This window comes from Mammaliicoccus sp. H-M34 (genome assembly GCF_022386495.1).
GTDB lineage: Bacteria > Bacillota > Bacilli > Staphylococcales > Staphylococcaceae > Mammaliicoccus > Mammaliicoccus fleurettii.
On record NZ_JAJNIK010000002.1, the window covers coordinates 107091 to 131550 of the forward strand.

General features: G+C 31.6%; 24 protein-coding genes. 23 read left to right on the forward strand and 1 reads right to left on the reverse strand.

Annotation, left to right across the window (positions count from 1 at the left end; translation table 11 throughout):
• Positions 1-9 precede the first annotated feature (9 nt).
• Positions 10-456, reverse strand: a complete 447-nt coding sequence (locus tag LQ608_RS02795; protein ID WP_078356860.1) for an N-acetyltransferase — start codon at positions 454-456, stop codon at positions 10-12.
• Between the two features lie 134 nt (positions 457-590).
• Here LQ608_RS02795 and bshC point away from each other — a divergent pair, with 134 nt between their 5' ends.
• From bshC to LQ608_RS02910, 23 genes are all read left to right on the forward strand, one after another.
• Positions 591-2207: a bacillithiol biosynthesis cysteine-adding enzyme BshC gene (bshC, locus tag LQ608_RS02800; protein ID WP_239749466.1), complete on the forward strand. Its 1617-nt coding sequence runs from the start codon at positions 591-593 to the stop codon at positions 2205-2207.
• Between the two features lie 145 nt (positions 2208-2352).
• A complete protein-coding gene (gene mraZ / locus LQ608_RS02805; protein ID WP_078356862.1) occupies positions 2353-2784 on the forward strand; it encodes a division/cell wall cluster transcriptional repressor MraZ in 432 nt (143 codons plus the stop codon).
• An 11-nt stretch (positions 2785-2795) separates the two neighbouring features.
• Positions 2796-3731: a 16S rRNA (cytosine(1402)-N(4))-methyltransferase RsmH gene (gene rsmH / locus LQ608_RS02810; RefSeq protein WP_078356863.1), complete on the forward strand. Its 936-nt coding sequence runs from the start codon at positions 2796-2798 to the stop codon at positions 3729-3731.
• Between the two features lie 19 nt (positions 3732-3750).
• The gene (gene ftsL / locus LQ608_RS02815) at positions 3751-4131 is read left to right on the forward strand and encodes a cell division protein FtsL (RefSeq protein WP_078356864.1); all 381 of its coding nucleotides are present in this window, start codon (positions 3751-3753) and stop codon (positions 4129-4131) included.
• Positions 4118-6331, forward strand: coding sequence for a penicillin-binding protein (locus tag LQ608_RS02820; protein WP_239749469.1), 2214 nt, complete (start codon positions 4118-4120; stop codon positions 6329-6331). The genes ftsL and LQ608_RS02820 overlap by 14 nt, the downstream gene beginning before the upstream one ends.
• Before the next feature lie 73 nt (positions 6332-6404).
• Positions 6405-7370 carry a phospho-N-acetylmuramoyl-pentapeptide-transferase gene (gene mraY, locus LQ608_RS02825; protein WP_239749471.1) on the forward strand — a complete coding sequence of 322 codons (966 nt, stop codon included), beginning with the start codon at positions 6405-6407 and terminating at the stop codon, positions 7368-7370.
• A gap of 1 nt (position 7371) precedes the next feature.
• Complete coding sequence (murD, locus tag LQ608_RS02830; RefSeq protein ID WP_239749473.1) at positions 7372-8721, forward strand: UDP-N-acetylmuramoyl-L-alanine--D-glutamate ligase; 1350 nt, start codon at positions 7372-7374, stop codon at positions 8719-8721.
• A gap of 26 nt (positions 8722-8747) precedes the next feature.
• Complete coding sequence (locus LQ608_RS02835; protein WP_239749475.1) at positions 8748-9692, forward strand: cell division protein FtsQ/DivIB; 945 nt, start codon at positions 8748-8750, stop codon at positions 9690-9692.
• Between the two features lie 109 nt (positions 9693-9801).
• A complete protein-coding gene (gene ftsA / locus LQ608_RS02840; RefSeq protein ID WP_078356868.1) occupies positions 9802-11181 on the forward strand; it encodes a cell division protein FtsA in 1380 nt (459 codons plus the stop codon).
• 28 nt (positions 11182-11209) lie between these two features.
• Positions 11210-12367, forward strand: a complete 1158-nt coding sequence (ftsZ, locus tag LQ608_RS02845) for a cell division protein FtsZ (RefSeq protein ID WP_078356869.1) — start codon at positions 11210-11212, stop codon at positions 12365-12367.
• Positions 12368-12426: 59 nt separating this feature from the next.
• A complete protein-coding gene (gene pgeF, locus LQ608_RS02850) occupies positions 12427-13218 on the forward strand; it encodes a peptidoglycan editing factor PgeF (protein WP_239749478.1) in 792 nt (263 codons plus the stop codon).
• 8 nt (positions 13219-13226) lie between these two features.
• Positions 13227-13898, forward strand: a complete 672-nt coding sequence (locus LQ608_RS02855; protein WP_078356871.1) for a YggS family pyridoxal phosphate-dependent enzyme — start codon at positions 13227-13229, stop codon at positions 13896-13898.
• Between the two features lie 11 nt (positions 13899-13909).
• Positions 13910-14488, forward strand: coding sequence for a cell division protein SepF (locus LQ608_RS02860; protein ID WP_078356872.1), 579 nt, complete (start codon positions 13910-13912; stop codon positions 14486-14488).
• Between the two features lie 12 nt (positions 14489-14500).
• Positions 14501-14797 carry a YggT family protein gene (locus LQ608_RS02865; protein ID WP_239710914.1) on the forward strand — a complete coding sequence of 99 codons (297 nt, stop codon included), beginning with the start codon at positions 14501-14503 and terminating at the stop codon, positions 14795-14797.
• A 70-nt stretch (positions 14798-14867) separates the two neighbouring features.
• On the forward strand, positions 14868-15641 hold the full coding sequence (locus tag LQ608_RS02870) for a YlmH family RNA-binding protein (protein WP_239749480.1): 774 nt from the start codon (positions 14868-14870) through the stop codon (positions 15639-15641).
• Positions 15642-15659: 18 nt separating this feature from the next.
• Positions 15660-16244 (forward strand): DivIVA domain-containing protein, encoded by a 585-nt coding sequence (locus LQ608_RS02875; RefSeq protein WP_239749482.1) that lies wholly within the window; start codon positions 15660-15662, stop codon positions 16242-16244.
• Between the two features lie 199 nt (positions 16245-16443).
• Complete coding sequence (ileS, locus tag LQ608_RS02880; protein ID WP_078356876.1) at positions 16444-19194, forward strand: isoleucine--tRNA ligase; 2751 nt, start codon at positions 16444-16446, stop codon at positions 19192-19194.
• Between the two features lie 331 nt (positions 19195-19525).
• The gene (locus tag LQ608_RS02885; RefSeq protein ID WP_239749484.1) at positions 19526-19738 is read left to right on the forward strand and encodes a hypothetical protein; all 213 of its coding nucleotides are present in this window, start codon (positions 19526-19528) and stop codon (positions 19736-19738) included.
• Positions 19739-19765: 27 nt separating this feature from the next.
• Positions 19766-20707, forward strand: coding sequence for an LPXTG cell wall anchor domain-containing protein (locus LQ608_RS02890; RefSeq protein WP_078356880.1), 942 nt, complete (start codon positions 19766-19768; stop codon positions 20705-20707).
• Between the two features lie 158 nt (positions 20708-20865).
• Positions 20866-21345 (forward strand): signal peptidase II, encoded by a 480-nt coding sequence (gene lspA / locus LQ608_RS02895; RefSeq protein ID WP_115337568.1) that lies wholly within the window; start codon positions 20866-20868, stop codon positions 21343-21345.
• Positions 21342-22265 carry an RluA family pseudouridine synthase gene (locus LQ608_RS02900; protein ID WP_239749486.1) on the forward strand — a complete coding sequence of 308 codons (924 nt, stop codon included), beginning with the start codon at positions 21342-21344 and terminating at the stop codon, positions 22263-22265. Before lspA ends, LQ608_RS02900 begins: the two co-directional genes overlap by 4 nt.
• A gap of 213 nt (positions 22266-22478) precedes the next feature.
• Entirely contained in the window at positions 22479-23006 is a 528-nt protein-coding gene (gene pyrR / locus LQ608_RS02905) for a bifunctional pyr operon transcriptional regulator/uracil phosphoribosyltransferase PyrR (protein ID WP_078356883.1), read from the forward strand.
• Between the two features lie 142 nt (positions 23007-23148).
• Positions 23149-24450, forward strand: a complete 1302-nt coding sequence (locus LQ608_RS02910; protein ID WP_107509135.1) for a solute carrier family 23 protein — start codon at positions 23149-23151, stop codon at positions 24448-24450.
• Positions 24451-24460: the final 10 nt, after the last annotated feature.

Here is a 24460-nt window from a genome sequence, read left to right on the forward strand (position 1 = left end):
TTTTTAATATTATTTATCAGGTGTCCAAATGACAATGTCTTCACCAGATTGGTTTTGTTGTTCGATATCTTGGAAACCATGGTTTAGGAAGAAGTCTTTAGATTGATTACGTGCGATGCATTTGATAGGTAAATCAAATTTCTTAGCATATTCTAGTAGTTGTTTACCATATCCTCTGTCTTGATAATCTTTAAGCACTTCGAGTTTCCATAAAATATGGTAATCATTAAATTCTGGGAAGTATGTTTTTTCAACTTCATCTTGTTTAAATAAGCACATTCTAGCTACGAGCTTATCACCAACATAAATACCATAAAATGGTGAATCTGAGCTAGCATCTATCATTCTTCCTTTTAATTCTTCAACCATATATAAACCTTCGTTGCCGAAGTTACGGAATTGTTCGAATGCTTCTTCAGTCTTGTAATTAATTTGTAAATGTTCTACTTTTGCCATGATAATCCCCCTTAATCTTTTCTTAATTATACTTCATTTACATAAAATTTTAAATTATAAGCCGTTAGATTGTTTTATTAACCTACAATCTTTATACTATTGGTAGTAATTAATTTCGAAGGAGAAAGACTCGTATGGACTGTATGAAGACTGTAATTGATCAACAAAATAGCTTTATAGATAGATTTACTAATCAAAGTGATGAAATTTTGAATTTTTATGAATATAAACCTGGCCAACAATCTGAATTTGAAAGACGTTCTAAATTAAAATCTAATGGTAGAGAAAAAGAACTATCAGAAGTGATTTATAGTTACATGTCTGATTTGAATTTATCAGACAAACAACTTAAGAATATTGAGAGTTTAAGAGATGGTCACAAAGTTATTATCGGTGGTCAACAAGCAGGGTTATTTACTGGACCACTTTATACATTTCATAAAATTATTTCTATTATCATTTTAGCGAACGAACAAAGTGAAAAGTTAAATACACCAGTTGTTCCGGTTTTTTGGATAGCGGGAGAAGATCATGATTTTGATGAGGTAAATCATACATACGCTTATGATCGCATTTCAAGACAGTTAAATAAAGTGAAGTATAACACTTTAGAACCGCCAGAAAAAAGTGTATCACAGTATGATTTTGATAAAGAACTTGTCATGGATGCATTAAGCAACATGTATCGTTCTATAGGGGAAACAGAACATTCAAAAGATATTAAAAACATGGTTATAGAAGCGGTAGAATCATCTGAATCATGGAGTGACATGTTTAAGGTTATAACTAATGAAGTGTTTAAAGAACATGGTTTATTATTAATTGATGCGAACTATTCAAAATTAAGAGAAATCGAAATTCCATTGTTTAAAGAAATAATAGAGAACCGTGAAAAAATTGATGATGCGTTTCGAAATACACAAGATCAATTTTCAGAAGTTATAAAAAAACGTATGATTTTAACTGATAGTAATGTACATTTATTTTTTGACTACAATGATAAAAGACAATTGTTAATGTATGAAGAAGGACAATTTTATTTGAGTAAGGACAATGACGTTACTTTCAGTAAGGATGAATTAATTAATATGTTAGAAAGACATCCTGAAAGGTTCTCTAATAATGTTGTAACAAGACCATTAATGGAAGAATATTTATTTAATACTTTAAGCTTTATTGGTGGACCAAGTGAAATTATATATTGGGGTGAACTCAAAGGTATATTTGATGAATTGAATATTGAAATGCCTATTGTTACCCCAAGAATGCGTATTAGTTACTTAACTCAAGAGAGTAAGAAATGTATAGACACCTATAATCTTGATTTAGATTCAGTACTTCTAAATGGTGTTAAAAAAGATAAAGATAAATTTATTAGAGAAAAAGCATCTGATGAAGTACTAAGAGAAATTGACCGAATAAAAGAAGTACAAACAAGTTTTCATCAAAAACTCATTAGTGAAATTGGTGAGAATTATCAAAATAGAAAATTGATTGAAAAGAACAATCAAATACATCAACATCAGTACCAGTACTTAATAGATAGATATTTATTGAACATAGAAAGAGAAAATGAAATAAGCATGAGACATTTTGAAACAGTGGAGAATACTTTACATCCTCACCAGGGATTACAAGAAAGAGTATGGAATCCTATACAATTGATGAATCAATTTGGGATTACTATGTTCAGTCCCTCCACTTATCCACCACTTTGTTACACTTTTGAACATATTACGGTGGAACTATAGTTATATCAAGGTTTAACACCCAATTTACGAAATCGTAAATTGGGTGTTTTTTTTACTATTTACACAAATTTTAATAAATATTGCATAAATAGTGGAGGATTGTGGGGGAATGTGGTAAATTATAAATAAGGTGAGGTGAGATAAAATGTTCATGGGTGAATATCAACATCAATTGGATACTAAAGGGCGTATGATTGTGCCTTCTAAATTCAGATATGATTTGAACGAACGTTTTATTATCACTAGAGGCCTAGATAAATGTTTGTTTGGCTACACACTTGAAGAGTGGGCGCGCATCGAAGAAAAACTCAAGACCTTACCTATTACAAAAAAAGATGCCCGTAAATTCATGAGAATGTTCTTCTCAGGAGCTGTTGAAGTTGAGTTAGACAAACAAGGACGTATAAATATCCCTCAAAATTTAAGAAGTTACGCTAATTTAAGTAAAGAATGTACAGTAATTGGTGTTTCTAACAGAATTGAAATTTGGGATAAAGCTACGTGGAATGATTTTTATGATGAATCTGAAGACAATTTTGAGGACATTGCGGAAGATCTCATTGATTTTGATTTTTAGGAGTGGAGTAAATGTTTCATCACGTATCCGTACTATTAAAGGAAACTGTAGATAAATTAGATATTAAACCCGATGGTACATACGTTGATTGTACATTAGGTGGAGCTGGGCATAGTTTATACCTAGTTGAACAATTAAATGACGAAGGCAGACTTATTGCAATCGATCAAGATGAAACAGCAATTGAGCATGCTAAAGAGATTTTGAAAGACCACATGCACAAAATAATTTTTGTACAAGACAACTTTAGAAATTTAAAACATATATTAGAAGAACTACAAATTAATGATGTAGATGGCGTACTATATGACCTTGGTGTATCTAGTCCACAACTTGATACACCAGAACGAGGCTTTAGTTATCACTATGATGCAAAGTTGGATATGAGAATGGATCAGTCCCAATCATTATCTGCTTATGAAGTGATAAATGAATGGTCATATGAACAACTTGTGAAAATCTTTTTTAGATATGGTGAAGAAAAATTTTCTAAACAAATAGCTAGAAAGATTGAAGCGAGAAGAGAACAAGTACCTATAGAAACGACTTTCGAATTAGTGGATTTAATTAAAGAAGGTATTCCTGCCGCTAGACGAAGAAAGGGCGGACATCCTGCTAAGCGTGTATTTCAAGCGGTTAGAATTGCAGTGAATGATGAGTTAGGTGCTTTTGAAGAATCAATTGAAGCAGCTATACAGAACGTGAAAGTAGGAGGAAGAATCTCAGTAATTACTTTCCATTCTTTAGAAGATCGTTTGTGTAAACAAGTCTTCCAAGAATATGAAAAAGGACCAGATGTACCAAGGGGATTGCCGGTTATACCGGAAGAGTACAAACCGAAATTGAAACGAGTAAATAGAAAACCAATTATTTCTGATGATCAAGAACTAGAACAGAACAACAGAGCTAGAAGCGCAAAGTTAAGAGTAGCAGAAATTTTGAAGTAAGCAGAGGAGTGGCAATTGAATGGCAGTAGAAAGAATATATCCAAATTATAGACCTGATGAGTGGCAAGAGCCACAACTCGAACCACAGAAGAAAAAAGTTACAAAGACCAAAGTTGTAAGAATATCAAGGATCGAAAAAATTGTATACATATCATTAATAACTATGATTGCGTTGATAAGTATTTATATGCTATCTTTAAAAATGGATGCGTATAACAACAAAACTCAAATTGCGGAATTAGATAGTAAAATCGAACAGCAACAAACGACAAATAGTGATTTGAAGACAGAATCTATGAAACAGTCGTCATATGAGCGTATCTACGAAAAAGCTGAAGATTACGGTCTGAAGTTGAATAATGACAATGTAAAGGTAGTGCGTAGTGATGCCCAAAATTAAAATAAAGAAAAATAAAATAGGAGCAGTCCTCTTAGTAAGCTTTTTCGGACTGCTCTTTTTTATATTGGCCTTAAGATATTCATATTTAATGATCAGTGGACATTCTGCTGGTGAAGATTTAGCTTATAGAGCGAGTGAAAAATATTTACGACAATCAGTTGCAGAGCCAGAACGTGGAAAGATTTATGATAGAAATGGAAAAGTTCTAGCTGAAGATACTGACAGCTATAAATTAGTAGCAATTTTAGATAAAAAAATGAGTAAAGATAGTGATAAGCCATTGCATGTTAAAGACAAGAAAAAAACGGCTAAAGAATTATCGAAAATTATTAATATGGATGAAAAAGACATATTAAAAAAACTTGAAACTAAAAAAGCTTTCCAAGTTGAATTTGGACAAAAAGGTAAAGATTTAACTTATAAACAAAAGACTCAAATAGAAAAACTCAAATTACCAGGACTTACTTTTGAAACTGAGAAAAAAAGATTTTATCCTAATGGAAACTTCGCATCTCATCTAATAGGTTTAGCAGACAAAGACCATGAAACGAATAAGTTAAAAGGTGTTTCTGGTGCTGAGAAAGTATTTGATAGCTATTTAAGTGGGAAAACTGGTAAAAACTCATACAAGCAAGATATATGGGGAATGTTAGTACCAAACAGTGAAGATAGCATTAAAGCAAAAAATGGTGATGATGTTCATTTGACTTTAGATTCAAATATACAAGTCTTCGTTGAAAATTCACTAGATGAAATGGTTGATCGCTATAAACCTAAAGATTTATTTGCTGTCGTAATGGATGCTAAGACTGGAGAAATATTAGGTTATAGTCAACGTCCAACATTTAATCCGGATACTAAAGAAGATTTCGGTAAAAAATGGGCAAATGATTTATATCAGAATACTTATGAACCAGGTTCAACATTTAAAACATACGGACTTGCTGCAGCTATAGAAGAAGGCAAGTTTGAACCTAAGAAGAAATTTAAGTCAGGTAATAGAGAAATTGATGGATTCAAGATTTATGATTGGAACGATGATGGTTGGGGCAATATACCAATGACAACAGGTTTTACTTATTCAGCTAATACTTTAATGATGAAACTACAAGACTTAGTTGGAGAAGATAAAGCAAAAGCTTATTACGAAAAATTTGGATTCGGTAAGAAAACAGGTGGTCTATTTGATAGTGAAGCACCTGGCCATATTGCATTTGACAATGAACTTCAAAGAAAAACATCAGCATTTGGTCAGTCAACTACAGTAACACCTGTGCAAATGTTGCAAGCTGAAACGGCAATATTGAATCAAGGTAATATGTTGGAACCTTATTATGTGAAATCTATAGAAAATAGAGAAGAGAATAAAACAATCAAAAAAGGTAAGAAAAAAGTTGTCGGTAATCCAGTCTCTAAAGATACTGCCCAAAAGACGATGGATGAATTAGATAAAGTAGTGAATAGTAAAGAGAGTCACGCAACTAATTATCAAATTGATGGTTATCGTGTAGCAGGTAAAACTGGTACTGCACAAGTTCCAGATACAAAAGGTGGCGGATATGTTGACGGAGCAAACCCTTACTTTGTAAGTTTCATGGGTTATGCACCAGCAAAAGATCCAGAAGTAGTTGTTTACGCTGGTATGTCATTAGCTCAAAAAAGAGATTTAGAAGCATATGAATATGGTGTTTCTCGAGGATTTAATCCTATTATGGAGAATACTTTGAAATATTTAGATGTTGAAGAAACTGAAGGCAAAGCGAAAAATAACTCTTCAGAAGTTCCTGATGTTGTGAATATGAATGTGCAAAAAGCAACTGATGCAATTAAAGGTAAAAAATTGGATCCAATTTTAATTGGTAAAGGTGATAAAGTTAAAAAACAATTACCTCTTAAAGGTAAAAATGTACAAGATAAAGAGAGAATCTTGCTTGTTACTGATGGAGAAATGACGATGCCTAATACTGAAAATTGGACTAAACGAGATCTATTAAAATTACAAGAAGCTACTGGTATCGATGTAGAAACTGAAGGTTCAGGCTATGTATCAGAACAATCTATTGATGAAAATCAAACGATAAAAGCTGGCACAAAAGTGACATTTACGCTTTCAAATAACCATCCAAATGGTGACAATTCTATTGGACAAGTACCTGAAGAGGAAACTCCTAAAGACAAGAATAAAGATAATGGTAACTAAGGGAAAGAGAGGTTGAGACAATAATTTTGTCCTAACCTCACTCTATAAAAAATAAAAGAAAAGGTGAACAATTATGAATTTTATGCTACCTGTCATTGCATTTTTATTGACTTTAATACTTGTGCCAGTTTTAATTCCAACACTTAAAAAATTAAAATTTGGTCAAAGTATAAGAGAAGAAGGACCTAAGAGTCATATGAAAAAAACAGGAACACCAACAATGGGAGGGTTAACATTTTTGCTTGCAACTATTGTTGTTACAATAATTGCATTATTCTATGTTGAACAAGTAGGTCCTCTTATTCTATTGTTATTTGTAACAATTGGATTTGGTTTAATTGGTTTTATCGACGATTACATTATTGTAGTTAAAAAAAATAACCAAGGGTTAACAAGCAAACAAAAGTTCTTTGCACAAATTGGAATCGCAATCGTATTTTATATTGTAAGTATATTGATGCCGAATTATGATTTTGAAACAGCAATTAATATACCATTTACAGATTGGTCATTACCTTTATCTGTTTTTTATATAATATTCATTGTATTCTGGCAAGTTGGATTTAGTAATGCAGTAAACTTAACAGATGGTTTAGATGGATTATCTACAGGCTTATCTATTATTGCATTTGGTTTTTATGCCATTTTATCATTTACATTAGATAAACCAGAAATTGGCTTGTTCTGTTTAGTTATGTTAGCAAGTTTAATTGGATTCTTAATTTACAATAAATACCCAGCAAAAGTATTTATGGGAGATACGGGAAGTTTAGCTTTAGGTGGTATATTTGCAACAATTTCAATTATGCTTAATCAAGAAATTACGTTGTTATTTATAGGTTTAGTATTTGTAATTGAAACAATGTCTGTGATGCTACAAGTAACATCATATAAACTTACGGGTAAAAGAATATTCAAAATGAGTCCTTTGCATCATCATTTTGAATTAGTAGGTTGGAGTGAATGGAAGATTGTATTAGTATTCTGGACTACTGGTATCATTACAGGTGCAATTGGTCTATGGATTGGAGTAATGTGATATGAAGGAATATGATGCATTAAAAGGAAAAGAAGTCCTTATATTAGGATTAGCAAAAAGTGGATATGAAAGCGCGAAATTATGTAACAAGCTTGGTGCATATGTCACTGTTAACGATGGTAAAGATTTATCTACCGATCCTCATGCAATTGAATTACAGAATCAAGGTATTAAAGTAATTAGCGGAGAGCATCCTATTAGTTTATTAGATCATAATCCGTTAATCGTTAAGAACCCGGGTATTCCTTATAGTATTCCTTTGTTACAAGAAGCTGTAAATAAAGGGTTAGATATCATTACTGAAGTTGAACTGAGTTATTATATTTCTGAAGCGCCGATTATAGGTATCACGGGTACAAACGGAAAAACTACGGTGACTTCCTTAATCGGAGATATGTTTGGGAATAGTAAAGTAAATGGGCAAGTTTCAGGAAATATTGGGGTAGTTGCATCAAAAGTTGCACAAGATGTTACTAAAGATGATTATCTAATTACTGAATTATCATCATTTCAGCTGTTAGGAACGATTGAATATCGCCCACATATCGCAATAGTAACCAATATATACTCTGCTCATTTAGATTATCACGGAACTTTAGAAGAATATCAAAACGCTAAAAAAAATATTTTTAGCAATCAAACAGAAGATGATTACTTAATTTTTAATTATGAACAAAGGCATCTTATAAATAAGGATGAAATTAAATCTAAAATTTTATACTTTTCAACTGAACAACAAGTTGATGGCATCTATATTGAGGATGGATATGTTGTTTATAATGGAATAAGAATTATCAACATTAATGATATTGTTTTACCAGGTAAACACAACTTAGAAAACGTACTTGTAGCAGTTCTAGCTGCTTTAATTTCTGGAGTAGATGTTAAATCTATTGTACATACACTTACAACTTTCTCAGGTATTAAGCATAGACTTCAATACGTAGGCAATAATCGTGGAAATAAATATTACAACGATTCAAAAGCAACAAATACTTTAGCTACTCGATTTGCATTAAGCTCATTTAACACGCCAATAATATGGCTATGTGGAGGATTAGATAGAGGTAATGATTTTGATGATTTGATTCCATATATGGACAATGTTAGATTGATGGTTACTTTTGGTGAAACAAAAGATAAACTCAAAACGTTAGGTGCGAGTCAAGGTAAAGAAGTTATACAAACACATGATGTGAAAGATGCTGTCAATATAATACAAGATTATATTCAATCTAATGATGTTGTATTATTATCACCAGCATGTGCGAGTTGGGACCAATATGATACTTTTGAAGCACGTGGAGACGAATTCATTAAAAGCTTCCAAAAACATTTACCAACTTTTTAGAAATTGTATAAAAAGGAGTGACAACCGTGAATAAAAGTTCTGAAAATAAAGAGGATATATTGCAATTTGAAACGACTACTGAAGACGAACGTTTGAAAATGATGCGAAATAAAAGAAAGCGTAGACGTCAAATTCAATTAGGTGTATTCATAGGTGTTATACTCCTTGTCATTTTGATTGTTCTGTATATGTTTACAGATATAAGTAAAGTTGATCAAGTAGACATAAAAGGTGAAGAAATTGTAGCAAAAAAAGATATAAATAAAGCCTTGAATATTAAATCTGACTCGAGAATTTATAATTTACCAATTAGTGATATGAAAACGAAGATTGAAAAACTTGAAGGTGTTAAAAGTGTCACAATCAAGAGACATTTTCCTAATGATATGACAGTCGAGGTCAATGAGTATGAACCAATTGGTTTGATTAAAAATAAAAAAGGGTATGTACCTTTGTTGGAAAATGGATCAACTATAAAAAACTTATCAACAGATCTTCCAATTGATGTTCCTATTTTGAATGATTTTAGTTCGAAAAAATTAGATAAACTTATTCCTGAATTGAAGAAAGTTAAACCGAAAGTAAAAGCAATGATTTCTGAAGTCAATTATAAACCAGGTGAAAATAATCAAAATAGGATACAATTGTTTATGACAGATAATGTTGAAGTTGTTGGTGATATTCAAACTTTTGCAAATAAAATCAACTATTATCCAAGTATTTCTGATAAATTAGAGAGAGATAATTCAGGAGCATTAAAAACACCTGGGTTTGTAGATTTGCAAGTTGGTGTGACATTTTTACCATATGAAACAAAAGAACAACAAAGTGAACGTTCTGAAAAAGAGGCAAAACAAGATGAAAGTGCTAAAACAGAACAAAAAAAATTAGACCAAGCGCTTCAAGATTTATCTAAAGAATTGGATAAATCAGGTGAAGAACCAAAATCATCTGAAAAATCGCAAGAATAAGTAAAAAAATCAATAAATAAACCTATAATTAGTTCACATTAAATCATCTATCATGTAAACTAATAATAGTGTAAATTTGATTATCATGTGTTAGAGGAGGTGCCTATCGATGGAGGAACATTATTATATTAGTTTAGATATAGGTTCATCGAGTGTAAAAGTAATAGTAGGAGAAAAATTTCATAATGGCATTAACGTGATAGGTACAGGGCAAACGTATACAAATGGTATAAGAAATGGCTGTATTGATGACTTTGATATCGCAAAACAAGCGATTAAAGATACAATCAAAAAAGCGGCGATTGCTTCTGGGGTAGATATTAAAGAAGTATTTTTAAAAATGCCTATCGTGAATACAGAAATATATGACGAGAAATTTGAAATACCTTTTGAAGGAACAGAAACTGAAATTAATGGAAGTCACATTGAATCGGTATTAGAAGGCATCAGAGATTTAAATGATGTACCTGAAACTGAAGTAATTGGTGTATTTCCAATGAAATTCATTGTGGATGATTTGCATGAAGTGTCAGACCCTAAAGAAATGGTTGCTACTCAATCATTAAAAGTAGAGGCAGGCGTTATCGCAACATCAAAATCGCTATTAATCAATATAATTAAATGTGTTGAATCTTGTGGAGTAGATGTATTAGACGTATTTTCAGATGCGTACAATTATCAATCTATCCTATCTCCAACAGAAGTTGAGTTAGGAGCTTGTGTCATTGATATAGGTGAAGATTTAACTCAAGTCGGTTTCTATGAGAGAGGCAATCTTGTTGATGCTGATACGATTGAAATGGCAGGTAGAAGTATTACAACAGATATAGCTAAATCATTAAATACTACATATGACAACGCTGAGAAGATTAAACAACAATATGGTCATGCTTTTTACGATTCAGCATCAGATCAAGATGTTTTTAGTGTAGAACAAATCAACGAAGATGGACATGCACAATTCACTCAGAAAGAGTTAAGTGAGATTATCGAATCTAGAGCAGAAGAAATATTCTTTGAAATTTTCGATTTACTACAAGACATGGGTATAACAAATGTTAACGGTGGATTTATTGTAACTGGTGGAACTTCGAATTTACTAGGTATAAAAGAACTTCTACAAGATATGGTAAATGAAAAAGTACGCGTACATACTCCATCACAAATGGGTATACGTAAACCCGAGTTTACATCTAGTATATCTACAATATCTAGTGGAATTAACTTTGATGAGCTACTAGATTATGTTACAATGAATAATTATGATGTGGATAATGTTGAAGAAGAAACATATGAAGATGTAAATCAAGAAACTAAAGCTAAACCATATGAACAATGGTTTAAGAAAAAAACAAACAAAGACAAAAACAATGACGTAAAAGCTTCAAATTCTGATAACGACAATTACGCCGAAACAGATTATGATTCGGAAAGTCAAGAAGAGAAGCCTAGTGTATTCAAAAAATTAATGAAATCGTTATTTGATTGATGGGTCATAAAGATTAGGAGGATAATAAATGTTAGAATTTGAACAAGGGTTTAATCATTTAGCTACTTTAAAAGTAATTGGTGTTGGTGGCGGAGGTAATAACGCCGTAAACCGTATGATAGATCATGGAATGAATAATGTAGAATTTATTTCTATTAATACAGATGGTCAAGCGTTAAACTTATCAAAAGCTTCATCTAAGATTCAAATTGGTGAAAAATTAACTCGTGGATTAGGTGCTGGTGCTAACCCAGAAATAGGGAAAAAAGCTGCAGAAGAATCACGTGAACAAATAGAAGATGCTATCCAAGGTGCAGATATGGTATTCGTAACTGCAGGTATGGGTGGTGGAACAGGTACAGGTGCTGCACCTGTAGTTGCTAAAATCGCTAAAGAAATGGGTGCTTTAACAGTTGGTGTTGTAACACGTCCATTTAGCTTTGAAGGTCGTAAACGTCAAACACAAGCTGCTGCTGGTGTAGAATCAATGAAAGCTGCAGTAGATACGTTAATCGTTATCCCTAATGACCGTTTATTAGATATCGTTGATAAATCAACGCCTATGATGGAAGCATTTAAAGAAGCAGATAATGTTTTACGCCAAGGTGTACAAGGTATTTCAGATTTAATCGCTGTATCAGGTGAAGTTAATCTAGACTTTGCTGACGTTAAGACTATCATGTCTAACCAAGGTTCAGCATTAATGGGTATTGGTGTATCTTCAGGTGAAAACAGAGCAATCGAAGCTGCTAAAAAAGCAATTTCTTCACCATTATTAGAAACGTCTATAGTTGGCGCTCAAGGTGTCTTAATGAATATTACAGGTGGAGAGTCATTATCTCTATTTGAAGCTCAAGAAGCAGCAGATATTGTTCAAGATGCAGCTGATGAAGATGTTAATATGATATTTGGTACTGTTATTAACCCAGAATTACAAGACGAATTAGTCGTTACTGTAATTGCAACAGGTTTCAATGACAAACCTTCTAATGCTCGTAAACCTCAAAGTGGTGGAGCATTTGGTGGAACTACAGAAGAACCTACTTCTAATAGAGAAGAAGGGGAATCACTAGGTAGAAAAGCTTCATTTGAAAATAAATCAGCAAATGAATCAACTGATGATAGTGATATTCCAAGTTTCATTCGAAATAGAGAAGATAGACGTTCTAGACGCTCTAGACGATAAATGAACTTAAAAAGTCATCAGGCTAAGTCCTGATGACTTTTTTTGTTAGGAGAGATGAAATGAAAGAGATATTTAGTCAGCGAAATCATTATTTAGAGTATGACATCGATAGTAGAGAAGATATAACGCTAGGTATTACAACACGTAAAGATGGTTACAGTTCATATCCAGAAAATGCCTTTAACATGGCACGTTATATTGATGACAATCAAGAAAATATTACTGCTCATCAAAAAATATTGGCTGATGAAATTGGTTTCAATTGTGAAAATTGGGTGTTTCCAATACAAACACATGAAAACAAAATTCAAGAGGTATTTTCAGATGATAAAGGTAAGAACATAAAAGCTTTAACAAATGAATTACATGGAATTGATGGGCTATTTACTTACGAATCTAATCTACTTTTAACAATGTGTTTTGCAGATTGTGTTCCAATATATTTATACGATGTTAAAAATAAATATATCGGTCTTTGTCATGCTGGATGGAGAGGCACATACACTCAAATATTGAAAGAAATGATAGATCAATACAATGGTGAATTAGCAAATCTCAGAATTGTGATAGGTCCGTCTACTTCTAATACTTATGAAATCAATGAAGATATATACAATAAATTTAATTCTTTACCAATAGATGCTAGTTTATATATAGAAAAAAGAGAACAAGATCGATATGGTATTGATTTGAAACGTGCTAACGAATTGTTGGCAATACATTATGGAATAAGTCCAGAGCATATTGTTAAAACGAGCCACTGTACAGCGAGTGAAACAGATTTATTCTTTTCATACAGAGTTGAAAAAGGTAATACTGGTAGAATGCTTGCATTTATAGGCAGAAAGTAGGTAAAGTTTTGAAGTCAGTAGAAGAAAATTTAAAAGAAATAAATTCACAAATTTGTGACAGCTGTAATAAATCACAGTTTGACACAACACCTCAAGTGATTGTTGTGACAAAATATGTTACAATAGACCGAGCTATAGAAGCTTATGAAGCTGGATTGAAAAATTTTGGCGAAAATAGAATAGAAGGTTTCTTAGAAAAGAAAAAACATCTACCTGATGATGCTGTAATGCACTTTATAGGTTCATTACAAACGAGAAAAGTTAAAGAAGTAATCAATGAAATTGACTACTTACACGCATTAGATAGATTGAAATTAGCTAAAGAAATTGATAAACGTGCTGATCATGTTATAAAATGTTTTATTCAGGTAAATGTTTCAGGTGAAGAATCTAAACATGGTATTTCACCGGAAGAATTAATTCCATTTATAGAAGAGTTTAAAACTTTTAAACATATTGAAGTAGTTGGATTAATGACTATGGCACCTTTGACTGAAGATAAAACGAAATTAAGACAATATTTTAATCAGCTAAGAAATTTAAAAGATAAAGTACAATCATTGAATTTATCTTATGCACCATGTACTGAATTATCCATGGGTATGAGTAATGATTTTAACGAAGCAATTTTAGAGGGTGCTTCATATGTACGAATTGGTACTAAATTAGTTGGTGAATAGGAGTGTAAATTATGGCAATTAAAGATGTATTTAAAGGTTTTTTCGTAGTTGATGAAGAAGAAGAGGTATACGAAGAACCACAAAGAGAACAAAAACAACAAACACCACAGCAAGAACCTTCTACACAAGAGAAAAAAATGAATCAACAATCTATTAAAAGTGTACCAACACAAAAAGCAAATACTACAAGATATCAATCACAACGTTCACGTGATTTTAAAAAACCTGAAAGGAAAGAGGCCATGACTGAAAAACGTACAAATTCATCTCAAACGAATGTTGTAAGCATGAGTGGTAATATGGATTTTGCGCAAAGTTCAAAAATGTGCTTATTTGAACCAAGAGTATTTTCAGATACTCAAGATATCGCTGATGAGTTGAAAAACAGAAGAACTACTTTAGTGAATTTACAACGCATTGATAAAGTATCAGCTAAAAGAATTATAGATTTTTTAAGTGGTACTGTTTATGCAATAGGTGGAGATATAAGAAGAGTAGGTACAGATATTTTCTTATGTACACCTGATAATGTTGAAGTAGCAGGATCAATTACTGAACAGTTAGAACAAGTTGAACCTTATCAAGAATAGAGGAAATAAGATATGGATAGTGGATTATTAAGTACAATTTTAGGATTTATATTATTCCTAGTTAAGATTTATCAATATGGTATGATTGTTTATTTCCTTACATCTTGGTTACCAAGCGTTAGGGAAGGCGCATTTGGACAATTTTTAGGAAAAATATATGAACCATTTTTAGAACCATTTAGAAAAATTATTCCACCGTTAGGTATGCTAGACATATCATCAATTGTGGCATTTATTACACTAAGTTTATTCTACGTTGGTTTAATCAATATATTTAATATGATTGTACCTGTTGTACCAATATTATAAATGAACAATGAATGACAGTAGGGTGGGACGAAATGTCACATCCTATTTTTTATATAATTAGAGGTGTAAAATGGATATATATCAGCACTTTAGAAAAGAAGAAAAAGAAGAAATTGATTTATTTTTAAATAAATGTGAAATAGCAGAAAGAAATTATCAACATGTATTAACTGATTTTTTAGATCCTAGAGAACAGTTTATTTTACAAACTATAGTTGGAGGATTTGATGAATTAGAAGTTCATTTTTTTGGAGGTAATAATGAATCTGAAAGAAAACGTGCAATTGTTGCACCAGATTACTTTGTTCCAACTGATGAAGATTATGAAATTGTACTAATTGAACTTACGTATCCTTCTAAATTTGTTAATCTAACGCATCGCAACGTATTAGGCACGATTATGTCTCTTGGAATAGATAGAAATCAACTTGGCGATATAATCGTAAATGACCGAATACAGTTTGTTTTGACAAAAAGATTTGAATCATATATTATGATGGAATTAACAAAGATTAAAGGCGCAGGAATCAAATTGAGTTCTATTCCTTTCCAAAATATGATACAATCGAATGAGAATTGGAATAGTCACGATGCAACAGTTAGTGCAATGAGACTTGATGTTATAGTAAAACATATAACAAATACAAGTAGAACGATAAGTAAAAAGCTAATTGAAAGTAAACGTGTTAAAGTCAATCATAGAGAAATTGAAGCAGTAGACTTTATAGTCGAAGAGAATGACTTATTATCTATTAAAGGATATGGTCGAGCATTGATCATAGCAAACAATGGAGAGTCAAAAAAAGGGAAGTTAAGAATAACTTATAAAACTTTGTTTAAATAGTGCTAAGGAGGAAAACTTATGGCATTTACCCCAGAAGAAATCAAACAAAAAGAGTTTAGTAGAGTCCATAAAGGATTAGATGAATCAGAAGTACGTCAATATTTACAGACTTTAAGTGATGAAATTGAAAAATTAAAATCCGATAAAGATCAGTTACAAACTTTAATTAATGACAAAGATGAAAATATTAATCGTTTTAAAGCGGTTGAAAATACAATATCTGAAGCATTGTTACAAGCACAAAAAACAGGCGAAGAAACAAAACATACTGCTGTATTAAAAGCAGATGCTATTGTTAAAGAAGCTGAAGGTCGTTCGGATCAAATTATTAATGATGCACTCCAAAAAGCGCGTCATATCAGTTTCCAAACTGAAGATATGAAACGTCAATCTAAAGTGTTTCGCTCTCGTTTCCGTATGTTAGTTGAAGCTCAATTAGATTTACTGAAGAATGATGATTGGGATTATTTATTAAATTATGATATTGATCAACAACAAGTTACTGAAGAAAATATTGACATTTTGAAAAAAGAAGAAGAAAATAATCAAGAACAGATAAATAATCAAACAGTTAATAGTGAAGAGGACAAGTCTAAAGAATAATGATTTGCTAAGCGAGTTAGGGATAGTGTGAGCCTGACGATTTCAATTCTTTAGGTATCACCTCTTTACAAAATTATATATTTTTGATGAGTGAACTCTAAGTTGAGTTAATGAGGGTGGTACCGCGATTAAAGTCGTCCCTATTATTTCAACTTAGAGTTTTTTATTTTAATTTAAATGAAGAAGGAGATTAAGACTTATGGATTACAAAGATACGTTACTAATGCCTAAAACAAGTTTTCCAATGAGAGGTGGTTTACCAAACAAAGAGCCACAAATCCAAGAAGAGTGGAAAGAGAAAGACTTATTCAATAAAATTTTAGAAAAAAATAAAGGAAATACACCATTTATTCTTCATGATGGACCGCCATACGCTAATGGTAATTTGCATATGGGACACGCATTGAATAAAATTTTGAAAGATATAATTGTGAGACAAAAATCAATGTCTGGTTATTATGCACCATACGTTCCAGGTTGGGATACGCATGGTTTACCAATCGAGCAAGCCTTAACAAATAAAGGTGTTAAAAGAAAAGAAATGACAATCGCGGAATTCCGCGAAAAATGTAAAGAGTTTGCATTAGAGCAAATTGAATTACAAAAAGCAGACTTTAGACGTTTAGGTGTAAATGGTGATTGGGATAACCCATATATTACTTTGAAACCTGAATTTGAAGCGGCGCAAATCAGAGTGTTTGGTGAAATGGCTGCAAAAGGTTTAATCTATAAAGGAAAAAAACCAGTATATTGGTCTCCTTCAAGTGAATCATCTTTAGCAGAAGCTGAAATCGAATATCAAGATAAAAAATCTCCTTCAATTTATGTAGCATTTAATGTTCTTGATGGTAAAGGTATTGTTGACGAAGATGCTGCATTTGTTATTTGGACTACAACTCCTTGGACTATTCCATCTAATGTAGCAATAGCTGTAAATCCTACATTAAATTATGTTCAAGTTAATGTTGAAGGTAAAAAGTATGTAGTTGCAGATGCTTTATTAGATACAGTTTGTGAAGAATTAGACTGGAATAAAGAAACAATCGTAAGAGAGAAAGAGTTTAGTGGTTCTGAATTAGAATATATAACTGCTCAACATCCATTTATCGATAGAACATCATTATTAATTTTAGGTGATCATGTTACAACAGATGCAGGTACTGGCTGTGTACATACAGCACCTGGGCATGGTGAAGATGACTATGTAGTTGGTCAAAAATATGGTCTAGATGTTATTAGTCCTATCAATGATAAAGGTGTATTCACTGAAGAAGCTGGTGAATTCGAAGGACAATTTTACGATAAAGCGAACAAAACAATTACTGAAAAATTAGAAGAAGTCGGCGCGTTATTAAAACTTTCTTTCTTCAAACATTCATATCCTCATGACTGGCGTACTAAAAAACCAGTTATCTTTAGAGCAACTGAACAATGGTTTGCGTCTATCAGTAAAGTAAGAGAAGATATTTTAGATGCAATTGATAATACGAAGTTCAAAATTGATTGGGGTAAAACGCGACTATATAACATGATTAGAGATAGAGGAGAATGGGTTATTTCTCGTCAAAGAGTATGGGGTGTTCCTTTACCTGTATTCTATGCTGAAAATGGCGATATCATCATGACAGATGAAACAATTAATCATGTTGCAAATCTATTTGAAGAACATGGTTCAAATATTTGGTTTGAAAGAGAAGCGAAAGACTTGTTACCTGAAGGATTTACTCATGAAGGTAGTCCAAATGGTGAATTTACAAAAGAAACTGATATTATGGATGTATGGTTTGATTCTGGTTCAACTCATAGAGGTGTATTAGAAACACGTCCTGAATTATCTTATCCAGCTGATATTTATCTAGAAGGTAGTGACCAATATAGAGGTTGGTTCAACTCTTCAATTACAACATCTGTAGCAACTAAAGGTATCTCACCATACAAAATGTTACTTTCTCACGGTTTCGTTATGGATGGAGAAGGTAAGAAAATGAGTAAATCTTTAGGAAATGTAATCGTTCCAGATAAAATTGTTAAACAAATGGGTGCTGATATCGCGAGATTATGGGTTAGTAGTGTAGATTACTTAGCAGATGTAAGAATTTCAAATGACATCTTAAAACAAACTTCTGACGTATATCGTAAAATTAGAAATACATTCCGTTTCTTATTAGGAAATGTTAATGATTTCAACCCAGCAACTGACAACGTTAAATATGAAGATATGCTTGAAATTGATCAATACATGCATAATAGATTAAACCAATTCATTGGTAGAACTTTATCTCATTATGAAGCATTTGATTATTTAGATATTTATCAAGATATTCAAAACTTTATCAATGTAGAATTAAGTAACTTCTATTTAGATTATGGTAAAGATATTCTTTATATCGAACAATATGATTCGTTGAAACGTCGTAGTATGCAAACAGTGTTATACGAAACATTAGTTAAATTAACTAAATTATTAGCACCAATTATCCCACATACTGCAGATGAAATTTGGGGACACATTCCACACGTAGAAGAAGAAAGTGTTCATTTAACAAATATGCCTAATCCACATGAAGTAGATACTGAATTAGTTGAAAAATGGTCTAAACTTATGAAATTAAGAGACGATGTGAATAGAGCTTTAGAAGTTGCACGTAACGAAAAAGTTATTGGTAAATCATTAGAAGCACATATCACACTTTCAAATTCAGAAGACTTTAATACAGTAGAATTCTTAAGTCAATTCCAAGACTTACAGCAACTATTTATCGTATCAAAAGTTGATGTAGTTGATGAATTAACAGATGGAGAAGAATATGAGTATGTTAAAGTAACAGTTAAACATGCAGATGGAGAAAAGTGTCAACGTTGTTGGAATTACTCAGACGAATTAGGTTCAGTAGGTGAACTTGATCATTTATGTCCACGTTGCCAAGAAGTAGTTAAAACATTAATATAGAATGAAGTTTTATAAACGCCCAATCCGTAGTACTTATTTCGGATTGGGCGTTTTTTGTATATTTATATTTTTGTTATATTTAATATAAAATTCATTAAAAAAAGTATTGTTAGTAAAATATTTACATAATATAATGAAAGTAATTAATCTGCGATATAAGCTTCTTCAAGAGAGACAAAATATAGGATATATAAAGACCAAACCTAAATATGAGAAAGTTATATGAAAGGTTAAAATATGCAAAGGAGTGATATATACATCTACACCAAGAAGTGAATGTCATTAACTAGAGAATAAACATCATTTTATTTCTAAATTAATGTAAGTATCGTTGAACATTTTTATTAGAAAAATAAGTAAAAATTATAACTTTTATGGATATTTATTTGATACTAAAAGAGAATCTTCTGACAAATATATAAATAAAAAGTTATTTGCAAAAGCTCAATATAAATTAAGTAATGGGAAAACTTATTATTCATTATACGATAATAAAGATAATTGGATTGGTTATATTGAGAACAAAGCAGTAAAAATATTATAAATGTTATTCATGTAAGGAGAGATGTTTATGTTAAAGAAAGTATTTTTATCAACTTTGTTATGTACGATTGTAAGTGCTCCTATTGTAGGGAAAGTGAATGCTGAGGAATTGAAGGAGAATAAACCTGTTAAATATGTATTTAAATCAAGTGGTAAGGCTGCTCCTATATACATTAATTCTGATGGTTCAATGAGTATTCCAGAAAAAGAAATATTAGAAGTTAAGACTCCAGATCCAGAGGATTTTTATATTATTAAGAATGGTGTCAAAACTAATGAAGTAAATCCAAAATATAAACATATATCTGATCAATGGAGATACTTTGAATTTTATGCTTCTAAAGGCAGAGTAAATGACTTGTTTGTAGGTGAACATCCTAGACCTTTAGATGGTATTAATTTTGACCCTAGTGTTGACAATCCTAATTCATATAATCAAACAAATATGCAACAACCTGGACAACAAAGTAATACAAAAATTCCTAATGGCAATCAAGAAAAGCCACCTAGTCCAGATCAACTAGCTTCTGATAACAAAGGTAAACCGACTAAAAAAGATCCAAATAAAGATAAAAAAGATGACAAAGAAGTAAATCCAAATACAGAAAAAAAAGATGATAAAAAAGCAGAAATTCCTAAAAATACAGTCGTAAATAAAGATAACAAAGTAGCTGTAAATGATAAGAAAGTTAAACAATCAGCTAATGAGCAAAATAAAACAGATATGAATACAAATAAATCTGAACCTAAATCTTCTGAAGCATCTAAACAAGATAATAATAAAGATGTAAAGTCTAAGGAAGAATCTGTAACTAAGGTTAAAGCAAAAGAAAACAAATCTAATAAATCGCAAAAAGAATTACCGAAAACAGGTGAAAATGATAACGTGATATTACGTTATGTATTATTTACTTTTGCGGTATTATCTGCAGTTGGTATATTTAGTTTATCTAGAAAAGTTAAATCATAATTAAAAGTATCAATAATTAGGCTTATGAATTATTTTTTAGAGGTTAAGTAACTTAATGTTGCTTAATCTCTTTTTAAATTGGACATAATTTTAAAAATTCATATTAACAAACATGTCTGTTTATGTGGTAAAATAATCAAGATTGGAGTGAACAATAGATGCGTAAAGGTTACAATATACCGATATGGAGTACTTTTATTGTATTATTGATAGTATTTGATCAACTGACTAAGTTTATGATTGTTAAATCATTAGAAGTTGGTGAATCTGTAAAAGTAATCAGTAAAGTTATATATATTACATCTCACAGAAACCAAGGTGCTGCTTGGGGTATTTTACAAGGAAAAATGTGGTTGTTTTATATTGTAACTGTTGTTGTACTTGTTATTTTATTTATGTTTTTTAAAAATGAGGGATATGGTCAACCTGTTATGCAACTTGGTTTAAGTTTGTTAATTGCTGGTTCAATTGGTAATTTTATAGACAGATTGTTTAGAGGCGAAGTTGTTGATTTTATTGACACATATATCTTTGGCTATAATTTTCCGATATTTAATGTAGCAGACGCTGCTTTAACAATAGGTGTAATCGTATTAATTATTGTGATTTTATTTGAAGGTAAGGAGGAGAAAGCTTGAATACATTTGAATTTAAGATTGAAACAGAAAGTGAAAAAGGCGTTAGAATAGATAAGTTATTACCTGAGTTAAACCCGGATTGGTCTAGAAACCAAATCCAAGATTGGATTAGATTAGGTTTAGTTGAAGTAAATGGTAATGTTATTAAAGCAAATTACAAGACGAAATTAAATGACGTTATTGTTGTTACTGAAAAAGTTGTAGAAGAAGTAGACATCGTGGCAGAAGATTTAGGTATTGAAGTATATTATGAAGATAAAGATGTAGCGGTAGTATATAAACCTAAAGGTATGGTTGTTCATCCGGCACCAGGGCATTATACAGGTACATTAGTAAATGGATTAATGCATGTTATTAAAGATTTGTCTGGAATTAATGGTGAAATTAGACCAGGTATCGTTCATCGTATTGATAAAGATACTTCAGGTTTATTGATGATCGCTAAAAATGACATTGCTCATAGAGGGCTTGTTGAACAATTAGTAAATAAAACTGTAACGAGAGAATATACTGCACTTGTTCATGGTAATATACCACATGAATTTGGTACGATTGAAGCACCAATAGGAAGAAATCCTAAAGAGCGACAAGAAATGGCAATTGTTGATGATGGTAAAGAAGCAGTGACACATTTTAATGTTGTTGATAAATTCGAAAAATATACATTAGTAAATTGTCAGTTAGAAACTGGACGTACTCATCAAATCAGAGTTCATATGAAGCATATTGGATTTCCTTTAGTAGGAGACCCTAAATACGGACCTAAGAAAACTTTGAATTTAGATGGACAAGCACTTCATGCAGGTTTATTAGGTTTCGAACATCCAGTAACGGGTGAATACATTGAAAAAGAAGCACCGTTACCTGAGTATTTTGAAACGTTGTTAGAAAAATTAAGAAATCACGAAGATAAAAAATAATTCAGACGTGTAATAATACTTAATTAATTTTATATAAACTTTGACATCAACAGAAAAAAACGATAGTATGGATTTAACAATTAAAGCGTCTTTAACGGACAGTCCAGAGAGGCTGAGAAGACATAATATGTACGTGTAGACCATTTTAATGGTACTAGTATATACTCATGTCTTCTACAGGCGTGAGTATTTTTTTGTGGAAGGAGATTGGATATGGCTGAAAGATTAATCATGGATGATGCTGCTGTTAATAGAGCATTAACAAGAATGTCACATGAAATATTGGAAAAGAATAAAGGCACGAAAGATATCGTTTTGTTAGGTGTTAAGACAAGAGGCGTTTTTCTTGCGAATAGAATCGAACAAAAAATCGAAGCTATTGAACAAGTTCAAGTACCAACTGGCGAAATTGATGTGACGCATTATCGTGATGATGTTCAAAATCAACAAGATGCAATTAAAGTGAAATCATTTAATATCGATGTTGATATTAATGATAAGCATGTCATTATTGTTGACGACGTATTATATACAGGAAGAACTGTAAGAGCTTCATTAGATGCTATATTAGATCATGCAAGACCACGAAAAATTAGTTTAGCTACATTAGTTGACAGAGGACATAGAGAGCTTCCAATAAGAGCAGATTATGTTGGTAAAAATATACCAACATCTTCTAATGAATCTATAGTCGTAGAATTAGAAGAGTTTGATAAACAAACAGCAGTAACATTAAATTAAATAAATCCTTTTAAATCAGTACGAGAGACTGGCAAAGGAGTATATATGAGACAGTATATCTATATCAGTATAGGTATAACTGCACCCATAGATCCCTTTGCAAATTGTGTAAAGGGATCTTTTTTTGAATAGGAGAAGGAAAATGACACACAACGAAGAAATGTTTGAACGAACAGTCGAGCCAATACTAGATGTAAATGAAAAACCTAAAGCTTCACAATGGTTTTTCTTAAGCTCACAACATTTATTTGCAATGTTTGGTGCAACAGTACTTGTACCATTTTTAACAGGTTTACCTGTTTCGGCAGCACTTATAGCATCGGGACTTGGAACTTTGCTTTATATAATGATTACGAAAGGCAAAATTCCTGCTTATCTCGGATCAAGCTTTGCATTTATAACACCGATTATAGTAGGACTCAAAACACATGACTTAGGTGAAATGTTAGTTGCTTTATTCATGAGTGGTATACTTTACGTCATCATCGGAATAATAATAAAAATCACAGGAACGAATTGGTTGTTAAACTTATTACCACCAGTTGTAGTAGGCCCAGTAATTATGGTGATTGGATTAGGTCTAGCACCTGTAGCTGTTAATATGGCAATGTACACGGATTCAAATGCCATGCAAGGGTATAGCGGAGTTTACATTACAGTGGCGCTTATAACATTAATAACGACAATTATTGTCTCAGTATTCTTTAAAGGATTCTTATCAATTATTCCAGTACTAATCGGCATAATTGTTGGATATATATCATCATTATTATTTGGAATTGTTGACTTAAGTCCAATTTCAAAAGCAAAATGGTTACAAATGCCAGACATATACATGCCATTTCATGATTACACACCATCTATACAATGGGGACTTATACTCATCATGCTTCCAATTGTATTTGTAACAGTTAGTGAGCATATTGGGCATCAAATTGTAATTAATAAAATAGTAGGAAAAAACTTTTTTAAAGACCCAGGTTTACACAGATCATTAATTGGTGATGGGGTATCAACTATGATGTCTTCAATCATCGGTGGGCCACCAAGCACAACTTATGGTGAGAACATCGGCGTATTAGCCATTACTAGAATTTATAGTATATGGGTGATAGGTGGTGCAGCTACACTCGCATTAATTTTAGGATTTGTTGGTAAGTTTACAGCAATGATTTCTACAATTCCTACACCTGTAATGGGCGGTGTATCTATACTATTATTCGGAATCATTGCTTCAAGTGGTTTAAGAATGTTAGTTGAGAACAATATTGATTTCGGAGATAACAGAAACTTGATTATTGCTTCAGTCATTCTTGTATTAGGAATTGGTAAAGCACATTTAGATTTCACAGGTATCGGTATTCATTTGAATATTGAAGGTATGGCTTTAGCTGCAACAGTTGGTATCTTGCTCAATCTTATTTTGCCTAAGAAAATAAAATAATCTCAAGGAG

Bases quoted from the DNA above. Each gene is read 5' to 3' on its own strand.
- LQ608_RS02795 (WP_078356860.1), bottom strand. From the start codon at position 456: ATGGCAAAAGTAGAACATTTACAAATTAATTACAAGACTGAAGAAGCA.
- bshC (WP_239749466.1), top strand. From the start codon at position 591: ATGGACTGTATGAAGACTGTAATTGATCAACAAAATAGCTTTATAGAT.
- mraZ (WP_078356862.1), top strand. From the start codon at position 2,353: ATGTTCATGGGTGAATATCAACATCAATTGGATACTAAAGGGCGTATG.
- rsmH (WP_078356863.1), top strand. From the start codon at position 2,796: ATGTTTCATCACGTATCCGTACTATTAAAGGAAACTGTAGATAAATTA.
- ftsL (WP_078356864.1), top strand. From the start codon at position 3,751: ATGGCAGTAGAAAGAATATATCCAAATTATAGACCTGATGAGTGGCAA.
- LQ608_RS02820 (WP_239749469.1), top strand. From the start codon at position 4,118: ATGCCCAAAATTAAAATAAAGAAAAATAAAATAGGAGCAGTCCTCTTA.
- mraY (WP_239749471.1), top strand. From the start codon at position 6,405: ATGAATTTTATGCTACCTGTCATTGCATTTTTATTGACTTTAATACTT.
- murD (WP_239749473.1), top strand. From the start codon at position 7,372: ATGAAGGAATATGATGCATTAAAAGGAAAAGAAGTCCTTATATTAGGA.
- ftsA (WP_078356868.1), top strand. From the start codon at position 9,802: ATGGAGGAACATTATTATATTAGTTTAGATATAGGTTCATCGAGTGTA.
- ftsZ (WP_078356869.1), top strand. From the start codon at position 11,210: ATGTTAGAATTTGAACAAGGGTTTAATCATTTAGCTACTTTAAAAGTA.
- pgeF (WP_239749478.1), top strand. From the start codon at position 12,427: ATGAAAGAGATATTTAGTCAGCGAAATCATTATTTAGAGTATGACATC.
- LQ608_RS02860 (WP_078356872.1), top strand. From the start codon at position 13,910: ATGGCAATTAAAGATGTATTTAAAGGTTTTTTCGTAGTTGATGAAGAA.
- LQ608_RS02865 (WP_239710914.1), top strand. From the start codon at position 14,501: ATGGATAGTGGATTATTAAGTACAATTTTAGGATTTATATTATTCCTA.
- LQ608_RS02870 (WP_239749480.1), top strand. From the start codon at position 14,868: ATGGATATATATCAGCACTTTAGAAAAGAAGAAAAAGAAGAAATTGAT.
- LQ608_RS02875 (WP_239749482.1), top strand. From the start codon at position 15,660: ATGGCATTTACCCCAGAAGAAATCAAACAAAAAGAGTTTAGTAGAGTC.
- ileS (WP_078356876.1), top strand. From the start codon at position 16,444: ATGGATTACAAAGATACGTTACTAATGCCTAAAACAAGTTTTCCAATG.
- LQ608_RS02890 (WP_078356880.1), top strand. From the start codon at position 19,766: ATGTTAAAGAAAGTATTTTTATCAACTTTGTTATGTACGATTGTAAGT.
- lspA (WP_115337568.1), top strand. From the start codon at position 20,866: ATGCGTAAAGGTTACAATATACCGATATGGAGTACTTTTATTGTATTA.
- pyrR (WP_078356883.1), top strand. From the start codon at position 22,479: ATGGCTGAAAGATTAATCATGGATGATGCTGCTGTTAATAGAGCATTA.
- LQ608_RS02910 (WP_107509135.1), top strand. From the start codon at position 23,149: ATGACACACAACGAAGAAATGTTTGAACGAACAGTCGAGCCAATACTA.